Source organism: Streptomyces canarius, from assembly GCF_014650735.1.
GTDB lineage: Bacteria > Actinomycetota > Actinomycetes > Streptomycetales > Streptomycetaceae > Streptomyces > Streptomyces olivaceoviridis.
Genome location: NZ_BMVN01000049.1, coordinates 1 through 19,775, shown reverse-complemented (window position 1 = coordinate 19,775; position 19,775 = coordinate 1). Strand labels below are relative to the sequence as shown.

Below are 19,775 nucleotides of genomic sequence, written 5' to 3'. Positions count from 1 at the left end.
CCAGGAGCGTGCGTGCCCATGAGCGAGACCGAGATCCGTGACGACCGGGCGGCGGGCCGTCTGGAGGCCGTCGGCGACGGTGAAGTCGTCGGTCGCATCGAGTACTTCGTCCTGGAGGCGCCCGAGCGCGCCCTGGTCCCCGTCCACACGATTGTCGAGCCCGCCCACGAGGGCAAGGGCATCGCCGGATCGCTCGCCCGTGAGTTCTACGCCCTCGCCGAGCGCGAGGGCGTCCCGGTGGCCCCGCTCTGCCCGTACGTCGTGAAGTGGGCCGAACGCCACCCCGAGGCGGCCCCGCCGGCCGACCCCCGACTGCTGTCGGCCGCGAAGGACTGGCTGCGCGCCCACCGGGACCGCTTCTGATCGAGCGGCGGTCCGCCCGGGCCGGTTCGAGGGTGCCGTCGCTCCTCGGTCGCGGTTCGAGTCTGCGGTCGGTCGGGGGCGGTCCGGATGTGAGGCCGCCCCTCGGAGCCGTCTTTCCGTGAGCATCCGCCCTCGGCCGTCTGTCAGCGAGCACCCGCCCCCGGCCGTCTCCCAGCGAGCCCCGCCCCCGGCCGTCTCTCAGCGAGTGCCCGCTCAACATCCCGTCGGCCACCCGCCTGGTCCCGTTCGGTGCTGCCGTCGGGTGAGTGGCCGGGCGGCCGTCGGGTAGGCGGGGGAGTAGTCCAGAGGCGACGTCCCGTGACTGCCCGGAGGACACCATGACGAACCCGCACCCCGACCCGGTACCGCCGGGCCCGACACCGGGTCCGGGCCCGACCCCGCCGGATCCGTACCCGAGCCCGGTCCCGACCCCGGAACCGGTCCCGCAGCCCACGCCACCCCCGCCGGGCCCCCACCCGAGCCCGCCCCCGCCCCATCCGGGCCCCCCGGAGCCGTCCCCGTCCCCCATCCCGCCGGGCCCGGAGCCCGTACCGAACCCGGAGCCGGGGCCTCCGCTCACCTGAGACACGACAGGGGCCCGGCGCCTCGGACAGGAGAGGCGCCGGGCCCCTCCGAGGGGCGCGGGGCGGTACCCGGATGCGAGTCAGCCGCGCCGCGCGGGTGCGACCAGCCACGCACCGCCCGCACCCGCGCCCCGACCGAACCGACCAAGGCGGCCAAGGCGACCGAGACGGCCGAGCCCCTTCGAGCCGGACCGCGCTACGCGGTCACCTCGCTCCGGTCCCCGCCCCACAGCGTGTGGAACGAGCCTTCCCGGTCCACCCGCCGGTACGTGTGGGCACCGAAGAAGTCCCGCTGCCCCTGCGTCAGCGCCGCCGGCAGCCGCTCCGCCCGCAGCGCGTCGTAGTACGCCAGCGCCGCCGCGAATCCCGGCGTCGGCACCCCCTGACGGGTCGCCGCGACCAGCACCTCCCGCCAGTCGTCCTGCGCCTCGGCGATCTCGCGGGCGAACGTCTCGTCCGACAGCAGGCTCGGCAGGTCGGCCCGGGCGTCGTAGGCGGCGCGGATGCGGTCCAGGAACGCGGCGCGGATGATGCAGCCGCCCCGCCAGATCGACGCCACCGCGCCCAGGTCGATGTCCCAGCCGTACTCCTCGCTGCCCGCGGCGATCTCGTGGAAGCCCTGCGTGTACGACACGATCTTGGACGCGTACAGCGCCTGCTCCACCCGGTCGGCGAAGGCGGCGGCCTCCGACTCGCTCAGCGGGGACGGCTTCGGGCCGGCCAGGTCCCGCGACGCGGCCCGCAGCGGCGCGTGGCCGGACAGCGAGCGGGCGAAGACGGCCTCGGCGATGCCGGACACCGGAACGCCCAGGTCCAGCGCGATCTGCACCGTCCAGCGGCCGGTGCCCTTCTGCTCGGCCTGGTCCACCACGACGTCCACGAACGGCTTGCCGGTGGCCGCGTCCACGTGGGACAGCACCTCGGCGGTGATCTCGATCAGGTACGAGTCCAGCCGGCCGGTGTTCCAGGTGCGGAAGATGTCCGCGATCTGCGCGGGCGCGTACCCGGCGACGTCGCGCAGCAGCTGGTACGCCTCGCCGATCAGCTGCATGTCGGCGTACTCGATGCCGTTGTGGACCATCTTCACGAAGTGCCCGGCGCCGTCGGGGCCCACGTGCGTCACGCACGGCGCCCCGTCCTTCGCCTTCGCGGAGATCTTCTCCAGCATCGGACCCAGCGACCCGTACGACTCCTTCGAACCGCCCGGCATGATGCTCGGGCCGTGCAGCGCGCCCTCCTCGCCGCCGGAGATGCCCGTGCCGACGAAGTGGATGCCCCGCTCGCGCAGCTCCCGCTCCCGGCGCCGGGTGTCCGCGAAGTGCGCGTTGCCGCCGTCGATGATCATGTCGCCGGGCTCCAGCAGCGGGGCGAACTCCTCGATCACCGCGTCCGTCGGCTGGCCCGCCTTGACCATGATGACCAGCCGGCGCGGACGCTCCAGGGCCGCCACGAACTCCTCGGCGGTCTCGGCCCCGACGAAGTCGCCCTCGTCCCCGAACTCCTCGACCAGCGCCTTCGTCCGCGACACCGTACGGTTGTGCACGGCGACCGTGTAGCCGTTGCGCGCGAAGTTCCGCGCGAGATTGCGGCCCATGACCGCAAGGCCCGTGACACCGATCTGCGCTGAAGTGCTCATACCGCCTGCTCCCTGGTTGCCTCGTGTACTACGGCTCCGTCAGTACGGGCCCTCGCCCATCCTGACGTGCCGCTACGGCGAGCGCACATCCGACCCGCCACGCATGTGTACGCAGCGGAGCCGCCGGCCGCCTCACTGACCGGCCCGTCGGATCAAACAGGGGCCGTTCCCGGCCACTTGGGTCGCACAGGAGGCCGATTTCCTGTCTTGTCATGGCCTGTTCGTGGCGCTTACTTTTGCCGCTCCTGACGCATGGCGAGGGGATTTCGGACATGGCCGTACGCGGCCGGCACCGCCGGTACCAGCCGAACAGGATCAACCGCGCCTCACTCACCGTCACGGCGGGCGGCGCCGGCCTCGCGATCCCGCTGGTCGCCGCCGGCACCGCGGACGCCGCCGACGTGGCCACCTGGAACAAGGTCGCCGCCTGCGAGTCCAGCGGCAACTGGACCGTCAACACGGGCAACGGCTACTACGGCGGGCTCCAGTTCACCCAGTCCACCTGGGAGGCCTACGGCGGCATCCGGTTCGCGCCGCGCGCCGACCTGGCCACCAGGGCGGAGCAGATCGCCGTCGCCGAGAAGGTCCTCGACGGGCAGGGGCCGGGCGCCTGGCCGGTGTGCTCGGTGCGGGCCGCCCTGACCCGGGGCGGACCCGCCCCCGACGTCCACACCGAGACCAGCTCCACGCGCCCCGCGAAGACCGGTTCCGCGCGCTCCGGCCTCGCGCACTCCGGCTCAACCCACTCCGGCTCCGTCAAGGACGTGCAGCCGCAGACCACCCCGCAGTCCCGGGCCGGCCGTGCCGAGATGTACACAGTGGTGCACGGCGACACCCTCTCCGGCATCGCCGGCGACCACCATGTGACGGGCGGCTGGCGCACGCTGTACGCGGGCAACCGCGCCACGATCGGCACCGATCCCGACCTGATCATTCCGGGGCAGCGGCTCAGCGTGAACGGCACCCCGACCCGCTCCGCACCCCCCAAGGCACCGAAGAAGAAGGCCCCTTCGGAGCATCCCACCACCCACCGCACGACACCCCCGGCCCGGCACGCGCTCGTCGCCCCGGTGACCGCGTCCGTCGGCACCGGCTACCACGTCGCGGGCTCGCACTGGTCGAAGGGCTACCACACCGGCGTCGACTTCCTCGTGCCGACCGGCACCTCCGTGAGGGCGGCGGCGGCCGGACGCGTGGTGGCCGCAGGCTGGGGTGGCTCGTACGGCTACCAGGTCGTGATCCGGCACGCCGACGGCCGCTACACCCAGTACGCCCACCTGTCGGCTATCGCCGTGCGGAACGGCCAGGGCGTCACCGCGGGCCAGCGCATCGGCCGCTCCGGCGCCACCGGGAACGTCACGGGCCCGCATCTGCACTTCGAGGTGCGGACGGGGCCCGGATTCGGCTCGGACGTCGACCCGCTCGCCTACCTCCGGGCAGGCGGCGTCAGGATGTGACGCGGGTACGGGTGCAGGTCCAGCAGCGGCAGCGGTACGGCGACGCCCGCGGGCAGCGGGGTGTACGACACCGGGAGCACGGCGTCGCCGGTCGGCCCGGCCCCGTCGGCGCCCGCCGCGCCGCTCCCGGACACCACCAGCCCGGACACGACCGACTCGGCCGCCCCGGCGCGCACCACCCGCTCGACCGGCCCGGCGCGGCCGACTGGTTCGGCGACCCCAGCGCACACCACCGCTTCGGCCGCCCCGGCGTGCAGGATCGCCTCGCTGGACTCGGCGCGCGCGACGGCCTCGGCCGTCCCGGCGTACACCACCCGCTCGACCGGCCCGCCATGGCCAACCGACTCGACCGGCCCGGCGTGGCCAACCGGTTCGGCCGCCCCGGCGTGGACGACCGCATCGCTGGATTCGGCGCGTGCCACGGCCTCGGCCGCCCCGGCGCGGACCGTCGGCGCGGCCACCTCCGCGAGCACCACCCGCTCGACCGGCCCGCCATCGCCAACCGACTCACCCGCCTCGGCGCGCACCCCCGACTCGGCCACCCCGGCGCCGCTCTCCGCGCGCCCGCCCCGTTCCGTCCCCGTACCCACGGCCTTGCGCTGGTGCGGCATGGCGAGACGCGTGTTCTCGGCGCCCCGCGCCGCCGGCTCGGCGGTTCGCGTCGGCTCCGCGGCGACCGGCACACCCTGCGCGGAGGGCACCTCGGCCGACGACCGGACGGCCGGCGCCGGAACAGCGGACACCGGCTCGCCCCAGGCCGCCGCCGAGGAAGGCGCAGGCTCGTCCCAGGCCGGCGCAGGCTCGCGGGTCAGCCGTTCCGTCGTCAGCATGATCAGTCCGCCCGCCGCCACCACCCCGCAGCCCAGGGCGAGCACGGTGCCCGTGGTGCCGTAGCGGAACGTCTCGCCGAACATCAGGATGCCGACCGCGGCGGCCAGCACCGGATTGACCACCGTCAGCGTGGCCAGCGGGGCGGCGAGGCCGCCGCCCCGGTAGGAGGCCTGGGACAGCAGGACGCCGGCGGCCGAGAACAGGCCGATCACCGCGAGCGAGGGCAGGTCGCCCAGTGCGATGCCGTGGCTCCAGTCGACGGCCACGGTCTTGGTGAACACCGACGCCATGCCGAACGCGATGCCGGAGGCGGTGGCGAGCAGCACGCTGCGCACGGCGGGATGCCGGTGCGCGGCCAGGCCCGCGAACATCAGCGCCACCACCGCCCCGCCGGTGACCACCGCGACCGCCAGCCGCTGGGCCGGGGTGAGGGAGTGCGCGGAGGAGGAGCCGACCAGGGAGAGCAGACCGGCGAGGCCCACCGTGGCCATGAGGGCGCCGCGCCAGGCGGTCGCGCCGGCCCGGCGGCCGACGCACAGCGCCGCCATGGGCAGCGCGAAGACGATGGTCAGCGCGCCGAGCGGCTGGACCAGGCTGAGCGGACCGTAGGCCAGCGCCACGACGTGCAGCACGCCGCCGAGGCCGTTGAGCGCCAGCGCGCCCCACCAGCCCGGCCGGCGCAGCGGCAGGTACCCGCTGTCGGGGGAGGACACCGCGACCTGCTCCTGCACGATCGCTCCGCCCGCGTAGGCCAGGGCGGAGACGACCGACAGGAGCACGGACAACGCCAGGGCGCTCATCGGTGTCTCCTCTGCGTGCGACGGGCGTCCTGGGCCCGGCGCGGCGTACGGTCGGCTTCCATGGCCAACACTCTGCCCGCCCGGGTGCTTCCCGTCGTCGTACCTGAGCACGCAATGCGTCCTACTGCCGATGGAGTACACCAGCGGCCTGATCATCCCCTGGACGGGTGAGGGCGGGCGGACACCCGCCCGATCACCCCCGCGCCGCGCCTGGTACGAGTGTCTGTCGTGGACCTGGACCCCGCTCTCTCAGCCCTGCGCGCCCTCGGCGGCTTCTTCCCCCTGCGCACCCTCCCGGAAGCCGCCGACGGCACCGGGGCACGACGGCTGCCCACCCTCGCGGAGGGCTACGCGGGGGCGACCACGGAGACCGGCCGCGACCCTCTGACGCTGCGCGTCGCCACCGTCGGGGACCGGCTCGGGACCGGCGAGGTACGGGTCGCCGCCTCCCTCGCCCAGCAGGGACTGGCCGCCCGGCTGTGGTCGGTGGCCCTCGGCTGTGCCGTCCTGTACGGCCGGCTGCCCGACCTGGACCCGCGCCTGCTGCACTGGGACGCCCGTGCCGCCGTCCCCGACGATCTGTGGCTCGCCGAGCTGCGCCCGCTGCCCGGGGACGCGGCCACGCTCGCCGGCACCGTGCTGCACGGCCATCTGGAGCCCCTGACGGCGGTCCTGCGGGCCCGCTACGGCGTCGCGCCGGGCCTGCTGCGGGGCAACGCGGGCTCCGCGCTCGCCGCGACCGCCCGGGAACTGAGCCGCTGGGCGCGCGCCCACGGCCGTACCGACGTCGCGGCCCGCGTCCGGGCGCTCACCGGTGAACTCTTCGCCCACCCCCTGCTGAGCGCCACCGGCACCCGCACCGGCACGGCGTTCCGGCGCCGCAGCTGCTGTCTGTACTACCGGGTGCCCGGCGGCGGGCTCTGCGGCGACTGCTGCCTCACCAGAGCGCCACGCTCGTCCCCGTGCTCGACCCCGCGCTCTTCCCCGGGCGCCGCATCTGGGTGACCATGAGGGGAACCTGCCACCGAGACCAGGGGGTTGTCGGGTGCGAGTGGGACTGCTGACCCGGGAGTACCCCCCGGATGTGTACGGCGGCGCCGGTGTCCATGTGGAGTTCCTCGCGCGCGAGTTGACCGCCCTGGTGGACCTGGAGGTGCACTGCTGGGGCGAGGGGCGCGGCGTCGGCGTCGTACGCCACCGGCCCTGGTCCGTCCTCGACGGCTCCAACGACGCGCTGCGCACCTTCTCCGTGGACCTCGCCATGGCCGCCGCCCTCGAAGGCCGCGAACTCGTCCACTCCCACACCTGGTACGCCAATCTCTCCGGCCATGTCGCCAAGCTGCTGTACGGCATCCCGCACGTGGTCACCGCGCACTCGCTGGAGCCGCTGCGCCCCTGGAAGGCCGAGCAACTCGGCGGCGGCTACGCGCTCTCGGGCTGGGCCGAGCGCACCGCGATCGAGGCCGCCGACGCGGTGATCGCCGTCTCCGGCGCCATGCGCGACGACATCCTCGCCTGCTACCCGGCCCTCGACCCGGCCCGCGTCCACGTCGTCCACAACGGCATCGACACGCGCCTGTACCGGCCCGACCACGGCACCGACGCGCTCACCCGGCACGGCATCGACCCCGCCCGCCCGTACGTCCTGTTCGTCGGCCGGATCACCCGGCAGAAGGGCGTGCCCCATCTGCTGCGCGCGGTACGGGACATCGAGCCCGGCACCCAGGTCGTGCTGTGCGCGGGCGCGCCCGACACCCCCGAGATCGACCGGGAGTTCCGGGAGCTGTTCGAGGAGCTGCGCGGGGTGCGGGCGGGCGTGTTCTGGATCCCGCAGATGCTGCCGCGCACGGAGGTGATCCAACTCCTCACCCACGCCACGGTGTTCGTCTGCCCGTCGGTGTACGAGCCGCTGGGCATCGTCAACCTGGAGGCGATGGCCTGCGGCACGCCGGTCGTCGCGTCCCGGGTGGGCGGCATCCCCGAGGTCGTGGACGACGGCCGTACCGGTCTCCTGGTCGACGTGGACGACGGCTTCGAGTCCGGGCTCGCCCGGGCGCTGGACGCCGTCCTCGGCGATCCGGACGCGGCCCGGCGGATGGGCGAGGCCGGACGGGCCCGCGCGGTGGGGGAGTTCGGCTGGGACGCGGTGGCCCGCCGCACGGCGGGGCTGTACGAGGAGATCCTCAAGCAGGCTTAGTCCGGTCTGCTCGGGGCAACCATGGTTCAACCACGGTGAGGGGAGCGGCCATGCGTCGTGGAGGGCCTTCCGTACTCGGGATCGTGCTGGCCGGCGGCGAGGGCAAACGCCTGATGCCGCTGACCGCGGACCGCGCCAAACCAGCCGTCACCTTCGGCGGCACCTACCGGCTCGTCGACTTCGTCCTGTCCAACCTCGTCAACGCCGACGTGCTGCGCATCTGTGTGCTGACCCAGTACAAGTCGCACTCGCTGGACCGGCACATCACCACCACCTGGCGGATGTCCAGCCTGCTCGGCAACTACGTCACCCCGGTCCCCGCCCAGCAGCGCCTCGGCCCGCGCTGGTACCTGGGCAGCGCCGACGCCATCCTCCAGTCGCTGAACCTGGTCCACGACGAACAGCCGGAGTACGTGGCCGTGTTCGGCGCCGACCACGTGTACCGCATGGACCCGCGGCAGATGCTCGCGCAGCACATCGAGGGCGGCGCCGGGGTGACGGTGGCCGGCATCCGGGTGCCGCGCGCGCAGTCCTCCTCCTTCGGGGTGATCACGCCGGGCTCGGACGGCCGTACCGTCGAGCGCTTCCTGGAGAAGCCCGCCGACCCGCCGGGCCTGCCGGACGACCCGGAGACGGTCTTCGCCTCGATGGGCAACTACGTCTTCACCACCAAGGTCCTGGTCGAGGCACTGCACCGGGACGCCGAGGACAGCCAGTCCGTGCACGACATGGGCGGTTCGATCCTGCCCCAGCTGACCGCGCGCGGCGCGGCGCAGCTGTACGACTTCAGTGACAACCACGTGCCCGGCGAGACCAGCCGCGATCAGGGCTACTGGCGGGACGTGGGCACCCTGGACGCCTACTACGAGGCGCACATGGACCTGATCGCCGAGCGCCCGGCGTTCAACCTCTACAACCGGCAGTGGCCCATCTACACGCACTCCTACCAGCTCTCCCCGGCCCGCTTCAACGCGGGCGGCATCGCGAGCGAGTCCATCATCAGCGCGGGCTGCCTGATCCGCGGCCAGGTCACCCGGTCGGTGCTCTCCCCGGGCGTGCGCGTCGACCCCGGGGCGGTCGTGCAGGGCTCGGTCCTGCACGACAACGTCCACATCGGCCGGGGCGCGGTGGTCCGCGGCGCCGTGCTGGACAAGAACGTCGAGGTGCCGCCCGGCGCGACGATCGGCGTCAACCCGGAGCGGGACGCCGAGCTGTACACCGTGTCCAAGGGCGGGGTCATCGCGTTGGGGAAGGGGCAGCGGGTGCCCTGACGGACAGGGCGTCAGCGGCCCCCACGGCGCGACGCGTTCGACATCACCCTCTCGGAATGCCCAGGTTTGCACCGTCGGCCGTCCAGGATGCAGGCAACGATGTCCAACCTGCGGAGGTCATCCGACATGAGAGGGACCCGGCGCACGCGGCTGTGCCTGGCCGGGGTGATGGCAGCGTCCGCGCTGATCGCCACCCCCGCCGCACGCGCCGCCGAGCGGACCGACGGCCGCCTCACCGACCTGGTCAACCCGTTCATCGGGAGCCAGGACGAGGGCAACACCTTCCCCGGCGCTGCCGTGCCCTTCGGCATGGTGCAGCTCTCCCCGGACACCGGGCACAGCACCGGGTACGACTACGCGCAGAACCGTATCCGCGGGTTCTCGCTGGTCCACCTCTCAGGCGTCGGCTGCCGGATCGGCGGCGACCTGCCCGTGCTGCCCACCACGGGCGACGTCACCCAGACGGACTACGCCCAGTACGCGGCGGCCTTCTCGCACGACGACGAGGAGGCGAGCCCCGGCTACTACCGGGTCGGCCTCGCCTCCGGCATCCGCGCCGAACTCACCGCGACCGCCCGCACCGGCGTGCAGCGCTACACCTTCCCGGCCACCGGCAAGGCCAACGTCCTGCTGAACGCGGCCCAGTCGCTGCACAAGGCGGTGAGCAGCGCGGTGCGGATCCTGGACGACCGCACCGTGCGCACCGAGATCACCGGCCACGGCTTCTGCCGGGACACCGGCCCCTACACGGTCTACACGATCACCCGCTTCAGCCGGCCCTTCACCGCCTACGGCACCTGGGACGGCGGGACCGTCACCCCGGGCGCCCGCAGCGGATCCGGCGGCGCCTACGTCCGCTTCGACACCACCCGGGACCGCACGGTCGAGGCGACCACCGCCCTGTCGTACGTCGACTCACGCGGCGCCGCCGGCAATCTGCGCGCCGAGGGCGGCCAGGCCTTCGACGCCGTACGCCACCGGGCCCGCGAGGAGTGGGAGCGCCGGCTCGCCGCCGTCCGGGTGCGCGGCGGCACGCCCACACTGCGCCGGACCTTCTATTCCTCGCTGTACCGCTCCCAGCTCGCGCCCAACGTCGGCAGCGACGCCGACGGCCGCTACTTCGGCTGGGACCGCCGGACCCATCGCGCCCGCGGCTTCACCTACTACCAGAACTGGTCGCTGTGGGACACCTACCGCACCCAGGCCCAGCTGCTCGCGCTGCTCGCCCCGCGCGAGGCACGGGACATGGCCCGGTCGGTGGTCGCGGTCGACGAGGACGGGGGGTGGCTGCCCAAGTGGGGCTACGGGCCGGTCGAGACGAACATCATGAGCGGCGACCCGGTCACCCCGTTCCTGACCACCGCCTACCGGATGGGGCTCCTGAAGGGGTTCGAGGAGCGGGCCTACCGCGCGCTGAAGAAGAACGCCGACGGCGTGCCGCCCGCCGAGCACCCGGGCATCGGCCGGGAGGCCAACACCGAGTACATCGCCGAGGGTTTCGCGCCCTACGTCAAGGACCGGCCGTACGCCAAGATGGGCGACTCGGACTACCACCACGGCGCCTCCGTCACCCTGGAGTACGCGCTCGCCGACGCGATGCTCGCCCAGATGGCCCGCGGTCTCGGCCACGAGGACGACGCCGCCCGCTGGGCCGCCCGCTCGCGCAACTACCGCAACGTCTTCGACCCGGGCACCGGCTTCTTCCGCGCCCGTGACGCCTCCGGCGCCTTCACCGGCTCGCCCGACCCGGCCCGCGGCACCGGCTTCCACGAGGGCACGGCCTGGCAGTACCAGTGGCTCGTGCCGCAGGACGTCCCGGGCATGGTCGGGCTGATCGGCGGCACGCGCGCGGCCAACGCCCGGCTGGACGCCTTCTTCGCCTACGACCGGCTGCTCGCGGACCCGGAGGGGACCGCCCGCGAGGTGTGGGTGCACGGCGACCCGTACGCCTACTACAACGCCGCCGTCTACAACCCGATGAACGAGCCGGACCTCATCGCGCCCTACACCTACCTCTCCACCGGCCAGCCCTGGAAGACCACGGACGTGGTGCACGCGGCGCTCACCCTGTTCACCGACAGCCCCACCGGCATGACCGGCAACGACGACCTCGGCACCATGTCCGCCTGGAACGTCCTGTCGTCCATCGGCCTCTTCCCGGTCCAGCCCGGCTACGACACCTGGGGCCTGACCACCCCGGTCTTCGACCGCGTCGACCTCACCCTGGACCGCCACTACTGGCCCGCCGGCCGGCTGACGGTGACCGCGCCCGGCACCTCGGCCGCCGACCGCTACGTCCAGGCCGTGCACACGGACGGCAGGCCGCACGGCCGGACCTATCTGACGACCGGCGCGCTGCGCTCCCTGCGCTCCCTCGCCTTCACGGTCGGCCCGCGCCCGTCGGAGTGGGGTACGTCACCCGAAGCGGCGCCGCCCGTCCTGAAATGACCTCAGACGTCGCCTGCGTCCCGCCGCTCGCACCGGTGGCGGGACTTAACCTGGCCTTAACTGTGCGTAGCCTGATCGTACTTGACCGTAATCGCCCAGCAGGGATTGACTGCTGATCCACCCCTTGTCGACGCGTGAGGCAAGCCCTTGACTTCCGACCTGCTCGCTCCACTCGACCTGGCCTTCTGGAACATGGAGTCCGACCGGCACCCGATGCACCTCGGGGCGCTCGGCGTCTTCTCCGCGCACTCGCCCACCGCCGGGGCCCACGCCGCCGACCTGCTCGCCGCCCGGGCCGCCGCCGTACCCGGCCTGCGCATGCGCATCCGCGACCTGTGGCAGCCGCTCGCCTTCGGCGGCGCCGCCCGCGAGACCGACCCGGACTTCGACCCCCTGAACCACGTACGGCTGCACGCCCCGACCGACGACTTCCACGCGGACGCCGGGCGGCTGATGGAGCGCCCGCTGGAACGCGGCCGGCCGCCGTGGGAGGCACATGTGCTGCCGGGCGAGGACGGGGTGTCCTTCGCCGTGCTCTTCAAGTTCCACCACGCCCTCGCCGACGGGCTGCGCGCGCTGAAGCTCGCCGCCGGCGTCCTGGACCCCGTCGACCTGCCCGAGCGCGCGCCCCGCGCGACCGAGCCGCCGCGCGGCCTGCTGTCCGACGTGCGCCGGCTGCCCGCGCGGATGCCCGGGCTGTTCCGGGACGCGCTGTCCGACGTGGGCCGGGCCCTGGACATCGGCGCCTCGCTCGCCCGGTCCACCCTCGGCATGCGGCCGTGCGCCGCGCTGACCTGCGCGCCCAGCGGCACCCGCCGTACCGCCGGGATCGTCCTCGACATCGACGACGTGCACCGGGTGCGCAAGAACGCCGGCGGCACCGTGAACGACGTCCTCATCGCCGTCGTCGCCGGCGCGCTGCGCCGCTGGCTGGACGAGCGGGGCGACGGCAGCGAGAACGTGGCGCCCCGCGCCCTGATCCCCGTCTCCCGGCGCCGTCCGCACACCGCCCAGCCGCAGGGCAACCGGCTCTCCGGGTACCTGATACGGCTTCCGGTCGACGAGCCCGACCCGCTCGGCCGTCTGGAGACGGTGCGGACCGCGATGATCCGCAACAAGGACGCGGGTCCCAACCGGGGGGCCGGCGCGGTCGCGCTGCTCGCCGACCACGTGCCGGCGTTCGGGCACCGGCTGGGCGGGCCGCTGGTCGGCCAGGCGGCCCGGCTGTGGTTCGACATCCTGGTCACCAGCGTGCCGCTGCCCGGGTTCGGGCTCCGGCTCGGCGGCCACGAGCTGACCGAGGTGTACCCGCTGGCGCCGCTCGCGCCCGGCCAGGCGCTGGCGGTCGCGATCTCGACGTATCGCGGGCGCGTGCACTACGGGCTGGTCGCCGACGCGGCGGCCGTGCCGGACCTGGACCGGTTCGCCCACGCGGTGTCGGCGGAGGTGGAAACGCTGCTGACCGTCTGCGACGGCTGAGCACCGGGCACGGCACCCCTCGGCCCCGGCACGGGTCCCCGCAGGCACCAGTCGCGGGTGCGGGGCCGTGCGGCCGGCCGGGTGCGGTACCCACCCGTCCGGGCAGCGGTTTGGTGCGTCGGGCCGGGCTCCGTAAAATTCGCTGTTCGAAAGCGGGCGCGAGTCGGAGCGCCGCGCGGGTGATCAGGGAAGCGGCAGCGCGATGACGGTGACAGACGACGGCTCGGCGGCGATGGACGTGCCCACGGACGCCGCCATGGACGAGGTGGTCCACGGGCCCGGTATCGACCCGGAGCGGCTGGCCGTCTGCCTGAGCGTGCTGGAGGAACTGGACCGGATCGACGTCGACCACCCCGACGCCATCGCGGTCCGCCGTGCCACCTCGCACATCTACCGGACGGTGAAGCAGCGCCGCCGCCAGGAGCGCCGGGCCGCCAAGACCGCGCACGACCGCTCCGTCACCGAGGCCACCGCCACCGGCTCCGCCGAGCGCATCGACGACGAGACCGAGGGCATCCTGCCCTCCTCGAAGGTCGAGCCCGGCCGGATCGCGGGCATACTCCAGCGCCCGCGCTCCTGCTACATCTGCAAGCAGCGCTACGTGGAGGTCGACTACTTCTACCACCAGCTGTGCCAGAAGTGCGCCGCCGAGAACCGCGCCAAGCGGGACGCCCGCGCCGACCTCACCGGCAAGCGCGCCCTGCTCACCGGCGGCCGGGCCAAGATCGGCATGTACATCGCGCTGCGCCTGCTCCGTGACGGCGCGCACACCACCATCACCACGCGCTTCCCCAAGGACGCCATCCGCCGCTTCAAGGCGATGGAGGACTCGGCGGAGTGGATCCACCGCCTGGAGGTCGTCGGCATCGACCTGCGCGACCCCGGCCAGGTCGTCGCGCTGGCCGATCAGGTCGCCGAGGCCGGCCCGCTGGACATCCTGATCAACAACGCCACGCAGACCGTGCGCCGCCTGCCCTCGGCCTACGCCGCCCTGGTCGAGGGCGAGAGCGCCCCGCTGCCCGCCGGGGAACTTCCCGCCCACCACGTCATCGGCGCCTTCAACTCCGGCGCGGTCGACGGCCTGGCCGCGCTGCCCGTCGGCACCAGCGGCCTCGACGCGCAGAAGGTCGCCGACCTCGCCCTGGTCGCGGGCAACGCCAGTGTCGCCCGGCACCTCGACGGCACCGCCATCGACGCGGGCGGCCTGCTCCCCGACGTCGTGGAGTCCAACACCTGGGTGCAGTCGATCGAGCAGATCTCCCCGGTGGAGCTGCTGGAGACCCAGCTGTGCAACTACACGGCGCCGTTCATCCTGATCAGCAAGCTCCGCCCGGCCATGGCCGAGGCCGCCAGGAAGGCGGCGAGCGGACGGGCGTACGTCGTGAACGTCTCGGCCATGGAGGGTGTCTTCAGCCGGGGCTACAAGGGCGCGGGCCACCCGAACACCAACGCCGCCAAGGCCGCCATGAACATGGTGACGCGGACCAGCGGCCACGAGATGTTCGAGACCGACCGCATCCTCATGACCTCGGTGGACACCGGCTGGATCACCGACGAGCGCCCCCACTACGACAAGCTGCGCCTCGCCGAGGCGGGCTTCCACGCACCGCTCGACCTGGTGGACGGCGCCGCCCGCGTCTACGACCCGGTCGTGCGCGGCGAGGCGGGCGAGGACCTGTACGGCGTGTTCCTGAAGGACTACGCGCCCGGCAAGTGGTAGACGACGGGCGCAGCCGCCGCGCATGACACCCGCGCGCGGGCCACGGCCGCCGCCGTGTCCTCAGTCGACCGCGCCGAGTCGCGCGTGGCGGGCCGCCACCAGTTCCAGCACCGTGCGCCAGTCCTCCAGCACACCCGCGTCGAGGCCGGCCGTGCGGCTCTCCTCGCCGGCCTGGCGCAGCCGCAGCGCATCGTCGTCCGCCGGGTCCGCGTCCCCGCGGACCAGCCGGAACACCCGCTCCCCGAGCAGGGCGCGCACCGCCTCGGCCGCGCTGCGCGCCCGGGCCGCCTCGTCCCCCGGGCAGAGCACCGGCCCGATGCCCAGCACCAGCCCGGCCACCTGGAGTTCCTTGTCGGCGGGACGGCCGCGGCGCAGCAGCGCCGCGGTCCGCAGCGCGTGCTGGGGCCGGCCGGCGTGCAGCAGATCCATCAGCTCCTCGACACTGCGCAGCTCCATGCGTCAGCCCTTCCGCGAGACAGCCGTTGCCGCGTCAGCACACCATGACGAGCTTGCCGCCGGACCAACAGCACTTGAAGAGGTGTTCGCCCCTGTAGGCCACACGGGTGATTCGCCGCGTCGTCCGAGTGAGCGGCCTGTTACAAAAGGCCCCATATTAGGGGGTATTGAGGAGCCGCAGGAAGCATATCCGTTACAGCTTGTTTGCACTCCCTATCGAGCGGATGCCCGCTCATTTGGTTAATCTGGAGCCGACGGACACCAGCACCGGGGTTCCACCCACACCCACCGTCCGTCCTGGGGCGAGCCGGCGGACAACGGCCTGCTCTGACAGAGGAACCGGCGCCACCGCGTCCGAACTGGCCTTCCATCCAGACCCGAGCGGGCGTCGAGCACCGGAGCGCAGACTGTCCGGTACGCCCCGAGGGTGACCCGACACATAAGGAGTGCGCGGTGACACCGGAGAAGACGAATCGCGAGCAGCGCCCCAAGGAACACACGGAGCGCCCGGGCCGCCGGCCCGGAGAAATCGGCAGCCTCGACGTGTGGGCCAGGTCCGCCCCGATCCGCCTCGCGGGTTACGAGGACGACCTCGCCGAGCCCCACATCCTGCCGAGCGTGGACTGACCCCGGGTCGGTCCCGTCGCGATCGCCGCCCGCGTGGGCGTGACAGACGCACGCCCACGCGGATCACAGAAGCCGCGGCCCGAACACCGCCCGCCGATCCGGCCCCCCGCACCTTTGACGCCGGCCGCCGGTCCGGCCACCGCGCATCACCTGCCGGGCGCCGGCCCCTCGCCCGGCTCCGCCACCGGTGCCGTCCGCCGCCACGGACTCAGCTCCTCCAACTCCCGCGCCAGTTCCAGCAGCACGGCCTCCGTGCCCGGCCGGCCCACCAGTTGAACGGCACAGGGGGCGCCCGAGGGCAGACCGCCGGCCGGCACGGACATCGCCGGCCAGCCCGTCAGGTTCCACGGCGGGGTGAAGGGCGAATACGCCGTGTCGGCCAGCACGTTGCGCAGCCAGCCGCGCTCGTGCCACGGCCCGGCCTGCGGGGAACGGCGGGCGAGGGCCGGGGTGAGCAGCACGTCGTACTCGGTGAAGAACGGCGTCAGCCGGGCGCGCAGCCGCTCGCGCGCCGCGCCGGTGCGGACCTGCCGGACGAACCGGCTGCCCACGGCCGCGTGCACCCGGGTCCGGCGGGCCAGCCGCGCCCGGTCCAGGCCCTGGGCGTCCACCGCCGTACCCGCCGTCCAGTGCTGGAGCGCGGTCACGCCGAGGGAGAGCGGATACGGCGGCTCGGCCCGCCGCACCTGGTGCCCAGCCCGGGCCAGCGCCCCGGCCGCCTGCCGGACCGCGGTCGTATACGGCCTGCTCACGCTGACCCCCGCGAGCGGACTGCGCAGGCCGACGGCGATCTTCAGGCGCGTCCCGTCCCGCGGCCGTTCGAACTCCGTGTCCGCGAGGACCCCCAGCATCAGTCGCAGGTCCTCGACCGTCGTGGCCAGCGGGCCGTTCTCCGACATGCCGAACCAGTCGCCGTCACCGATCCCCGCCGGCACCACCCCGTGCCCCGGCTTCAGCGTGACCAGACCGCAGTTCGCGGCCGGGATGCGCAGCGAGCCCATCCCGTCGTTGCCCAGCGCGAGGGGCACGAGCCCCGCGGCCACCGCCGCCGCGCTGCCCCCGGAGGAGCCGCCCGCCGTGCGGGAGGGGTCCCAGGGGTTGCGGGCGATGCCGTACGGGCCCTCCGTGGTGCCGAAGACGCACAGCTCGGGCACGTTCGTCAGCCCGACGACGATCGCGCCCGCCGCCCGCAGCCGGGCCACCGTCACATGGTCCTCGGCGGCCGGGACGTCCGGGGTGGCGGCGGAGCCGTTGCGGCACGACTCGCCGCGCACCGCGAGATTGTCCTTCACCGCCAACGGCACGCCCGCGAGCGGCAGTCCGGTCAGACCGGCGCGGGACGCCAGCTCGTCGGCCTCGGCGAGCGCCGCCTCCGCCCGGACCGTGCGGAACGCCCCGATCCGGCCGTCGAGCCGCTCGATCCGCGCGAGGTGCCCGGCCACCACCTCCCTCGGCGTCACCCGCTTCTCGCGGACGGCGGCGGCGATCTCGGTGGCACTCCGGCCGGCCCAGCTGCTCACGGGCACTCCTCGTTACTCATGGGTACGGAAGGCGGGCAGGGAGAACTGTGCCCGCTCACGCGGTCGCACGTCGAGAGGCCGTGCACCGTCATTGACTTCCACCGAAGATCCCGACAACGATGTCACGGCGCAGTCGTCACACAGGTACGTTCCGTCCCTCATGGAGGCCTCCGCTCGTGAACCCCACCAGACGCACGGTCCTGATCGCCGCCGGTGCCGCCGCCCTGACCCCCGCGCTGCCCGTGCTGTCCGCGCAGGCGGCCCCGCGAGCCGCCGCGGCGACCCCGCCGTACGCCTCCTACTGGTACCCGGACTCGCTGCCCGCCGGCAGCCCCGGCCCCGGCATCACCTGGCGCAGCCTGAAGAGCTGGCGCGCCGCCGACGACCCCGACCTCGCGTTCAACGCCGCCTCCATACCGCTCGCCGCCCGCTTCACCCCGACCCCGGCCAACACCACCGCCCGCTCCGGACAGGCCCGCGTCCAGGCCCTCGTCTCCTTCGGACCGACCTCCGCCAACCCCTCCCAGGGCTCGGCCACCGCCGACTACTACGCCCTGACCCACTGGGCGTACATCGACGAGCTGGTGTTCTGGGGCGGCTCGGCCGGCGAGGGCCTGATCCTCGCGCCGAACGCCCCCATCGTGGACGCGGCCCACCGGCACGGCGTCCCCGTCCTCGGGAACGTCTTCCTGCCCCCGGTGGCCTACGGCGGACAACTCCAGTGGACCCGGGACCTGGTCCAGAAGGACGCCACCGGTCACTACCCGCTCGCCGCGCAACTCGTCGCGGTCGCGGCGGCGTACGGCTTCGACGGCTGGTTCGTCAACGCCGAGACCAGCGGCGGCAACACCGCGCTGGGCACGGCCATGCTGGGCTTCCTCAAGGAGCTGAAGTCGCTCGCGGCGGCCAAGGGGCAGCGGGTGACCTGGTACGACGCGATGACCGTGAACGGCACGGTCAGCTGGCAGGGCGCCCTGAACAGCCAGAACCAGGCGTTCTTCCAGTCCGCCGACGACATGTTCGTGGACTTCAGGTGGAGCGCGGCCACGCTCGCCGCCTCCGGCACGCAGGCGGACGGACTGGGGCGCAGCCGCTACGAGTTGTGGGCGGGCGTCGACGTCGAGTCGAACGGGTCCGGTACGTCCGTGAACTGGGACGCGATCGTGCCGACCGGCAAGCCGCACGTCACCTCGATCGGCTTCTACCGGCCCGAGTGGACCCGCAACCACCTGCCCGCCGACCAGCGCGCCCCCGAGGACTTCCACGCGGCCGACGACCGGTTCTGGACCGGGCGGTCGCTGGACCCGTCGCGGCCCGACGCGAGCGATCCGTGGCGGGCGCCGGCGGTGTCCGTGGCGGACCGGTCGACGGTGACCTCGGTGCCGTTCGCGAGCGTGTTCAACACCGGGCACGGACTGCGGTGGTACGAGGAGGGGGCCGTCACCTCGGAGGCCCCCTGGAACCACCTCGGGCTCCAGGACCGGTTGCCGTCGCGGCGGTGGGCGGTCCGCACGGCGGGGGAGCGGCCGGCCGTGTCCTTCGACTTCACCGACGCCTGGCGGGGCGGGAGCAGTGTGCTGGTCGCCGGTGAACTGGATCAACCAGCGGTGGTGGACCTGTACGCGACCCGGCTGCCGATCGGTGTGAACACGGTTGTCGAGCTGACCTTCCGCGGCGAGTCCGGGGAGGTGAACGTCGAGCTGGCGGTGGCGACGGCCGAACCGAGCGCGCCGGGGGCGACACCGCCGTACACATATCTGGCTGTGAACTCGGTCAACAACGGAGTACGGGTTCGGTCGGTCAACGGCTGGCAGACCGTGACCGTACCGCTCACAGGTCTTGCCGGCACCGTCCGCGCGCTCGGCGTACGGCTCACCGCGACCGAGGGACCGGTCCGCTGGCGGCTGGGCGGCCTGGCCGTACGCGACAGCGTCACCGCACCCGCCGCCCCCTCCGGCGCCCGCGTCACCGCGGCGAACGGCGGCGACCTCCGCCTCGCCTGGACCGCCGCCCCCGGCGCTGTCCGCCACTACACCCTGCACCGCCTCCTCCCCGACGGCACCCGCCGCTTCCTCGGCGCCACCGGCCAGCTCGCCTACTTCGTCGCCGGCCAGCGGCCCGAACAAGGGGAGACGGCCGCACGGTTCGAACTGCGCGCGGTGGGGGAGCTGTACAACGCCTCGGCCGCGGTGACCGTGACCCACCCCTGGTAGGCGCCCGAACCCGGAACCGCGGGGAGTGGCGTCGGGGTCGTCAGGACTCCGCCCAAGGCCACGACGCCACCAGCGGGGCCGTCAACGAACACCCCTGGCCGACGGGCGGGCTAGGGTCTGTTGCGAAAGTGGATCTTGTTCGTTGATGATCACGTCCTGTGGGACGTGGGGAT

13 protein-coding genes and 1 pseudogene are annotated in these 19,775 nt (G+C 73.6%); 10 read left to right on the top strand and 4 right to left on the bottom strand.

The features are described from left to right. Positions 1-18 precede the first annotated feature (18 nt). Positions 19-363: a GNAT family N-acetyltransferase gene (locus IE294_RS38890; RefSeq protein WP_189894109.1), complete on the top strand. Its 345-nt coding sequence runs from the start codon at positions 19-21 to the stop codon at positions 361-363. Positions 364-1,143: 780 nt separating this feature from the next. On the opposite strand, the gene gnd is transcribed toward IE294_RS38890, so the two are convergent. Beyond that, positions 1,144-2,583 (bottom strand): NADP-dependent phosphogluconate dehydrogenase, encoded by a 1,440-nt coding sequence (gnd, locus tag IE294_RS38885; protein ID WP_189894108.1) that lies wholly within the window; start codon positions 2,581-2,583, stop codon positions 1,144-1,146. 272 nt (positions 2,584-2,855) lie between these two features. Here gnd and IE294_RS38880 point away from each other — a divergent pair, with 272 nt between their 5' ends. After that, a complete protein-coding gene (locus tag IE294_RS38880) occupies positions 2,856-4,040 on the top strand; it encodes a transglycosylase family protein (RefSeq protein WP_189894107.1) in 1,185 nt (394 codons plus the stop codon). 506 nt (positions 4,041-4,546) lie between these two features. Here the strand turns inward: IE294_RS38880 and IE294_RS49905 are convergent. After that, positions 4,547-5,671 (bottom strand): annotated as a pseudogene (locus IE294_RS49905) (DMT family transporter); the annotation flags it as partial. Positions 5,672-5,899: 228 nt separating this feature from the next. Between IE294_RS49905 and IE294_RS38870 the strand changes: the two are divergent. The 6 genes from IE294_RS38870 (at position 5,900) to IE294_RS38845 (ending at position 14,786) form a co-directional block, all read left to right on the top strand. Continuing rightward, complete coding sequence (locus IE294_RS38870) at positions 5,900-6,676, top strand: (2Fe-2S)-binding protein (RefSeq protein WP_189894105.1); 777 nt, start codon at positions 5,900-5,902, stop codon at positions 6,674-6,676. 40 nt (positions 6,677-6,716) lie between these two features. Beyond that, positions 6,717-7,868, top strand: coding sequence for a glycogen synthase (gene glgA / locus IE294_RS38865; RefSeq protein WP_189894104.1), 1,152 nt, complete (start codon positions 6,717-6,719; stop codon positions 7,866-7,868). A gap of 50 nt (positions 7,869-7,918) precedes the next feature. After that, positions 7,919-9,139, top strand: a complete 1,221-nt coding sequence (glgC, locus tag IE294_RS38860) for a glucose-1-phosphate adenylyltransferase (protein WP_189894103.1) — start codon at positions 7,919-7,921, stop codon at positions 9,137-9,139. A gap of 126 nt (positions 9,140-9,265) precedes the next feature. Further along, a complete protein-coding gene (locus IE294_RS38855; RefSeq protein ID WP_189894102.1) occupies positions 9,266-11,587 on the top strand; it encodes a GH92 family glycosyl hydrolase in 2,322 nt (773 codons plus the stop codon). 147 nt (positions 11,588-11,734) lie between these two features. Then, positions 11,735-13,066 carry a wax ester/triacylglycerol synthase family O-acyltransferase gene (locus IE294_RS38850; RefSeq protein ID WP_189894101.1) on the top strand — a complete coding sequence of 444 codons (1,332 nt, stop codon included), beginning with the start codon at positions 11,735-11,737 and terminating at the stop codon, positions 13,064-13,066. Positions 13,067-13,268: 202 nt separating this feature from the next. After that, positions 13,269-14,786: an SDR family NAD(P)-dependent oxidoreductase gene (locus IE294_RS38845; RefSeq protein ID WP_189894100.1), complete on the top strand. Its 1,518-nt coding sequence runs from the start codon at positions 13,269-13,271 to the stop codon at positions 14,784-14,786. 60 nt (positions 14,787-14,846) lie between these two features. On the opposite strand, the gene IE294_RS38840 is transcribed toward IE294_RS38845, so the two are convergent. Beyond that, a complete protein-coding gene (locus tag IE294_RS38840) occupies positions 14,847-15,242 on the bottom strand; it encodes a hypothetical protein (RefSeq protein WP_189894099.1) in 396 nt (131 codons plus the stop codon). 453 nt (positions 15,243-15,695) lie between these two features. Here IE294_RS38840 and IE294_RS38835 point away from each other — a divergent pair, with 453 nt between their 5' ends. Then, a complete protein-coding gene (locus tag IE294_RS38835) occupies positions 15,696-15,869 on the top strand; it encodes a hypothetical protein (protein WP_189894098.1) in 174 nt (57 codons plus the stop codon). 146 nt (positions 15,870-16,015) lie between these two features. Here IE294_RS38835 and IE294_RS38830 read toward each other — a convergent pair whose 3' ends face one another. Then, complete coding sequence (locus IE294_RS38830; RefSeq protein ID WP_189894097.1) at positions 16,016-17,389, bottom strand: amidase; 1,374 nt, start codon at positions 17,387-17,389, stop codon at positions 16,016-16,018. Positions 17,390-17,565: 176 nt separating this feature from the next. Here IE294_RS38830 and IE294_RS38825 point away from each other — a divergent pair, with 176 nt between their 5' ends. Continuing rightward, positions 17,566-19,602 (top strand): endo-beta-N-acetylglucosaminidase, encoded by a 2,037-nt coding sequence (locus IE294_RS38825; protein WP_189894096.1) that lies wholly within the window; start codon positions 17,566-17,568, stop codon positions 19,600-19,602. The last annotated feature ends 173 nt before the right edge of the window (positions 19,603-19,775 follow it).

Bases quoted from the DNA above. Each gene is read 5' to 3' on its own strand.
- gnd (WP_189894108.1), bottom strand. From the start codon at position 2,583: ATGAGCACTTCAGCGCAGATCGGTGTCACGGGCCTTGCGGTCATGGGC.
- IE294_RS38845 (WP_189894100.1), top strand. From the start codon at position 13,269: ATGACGGTGACAGACGACGGCTCGGCGGCGATGGACGTGCCCACGGAC.
- IE294_RS38890 (WP_189894109.1), top strand. From the start codon at position 19: ATGAGCGAGACCGAGATCCGTGACGACCGGGCGGCGGGCCGTCTGGAG.
- IE294_RS38855 (WP_189894102.1), top strand. From the start codon at position 9,266: ATGAGAGGGACCCGGCGCACGCGGCTGTGCCTGGCCGGGGTGATGGCA.
- IE294_RS38880 (WP_189894107.1), top strand. From the start codon at position 2,856: ATGGCCGTACGCGGCCGGCACCGCCGGTACCAGCCGAACAGGATCAAC.
- glgC (WP_189894103.1), top strand. From the start codon at position 7,919: ATGCGTCGTGGAGGGCCTTCCGTACTCGGGATCGTGCTGGCCGGCGGC.
- IE294_RS38840 (WP_189894099.1), bottom strand. From the start codon at position 15,242: ATGGAGCTGCGCAGTGTCGAGGAGCTGATGGATCTGCTGCACGCCGGC.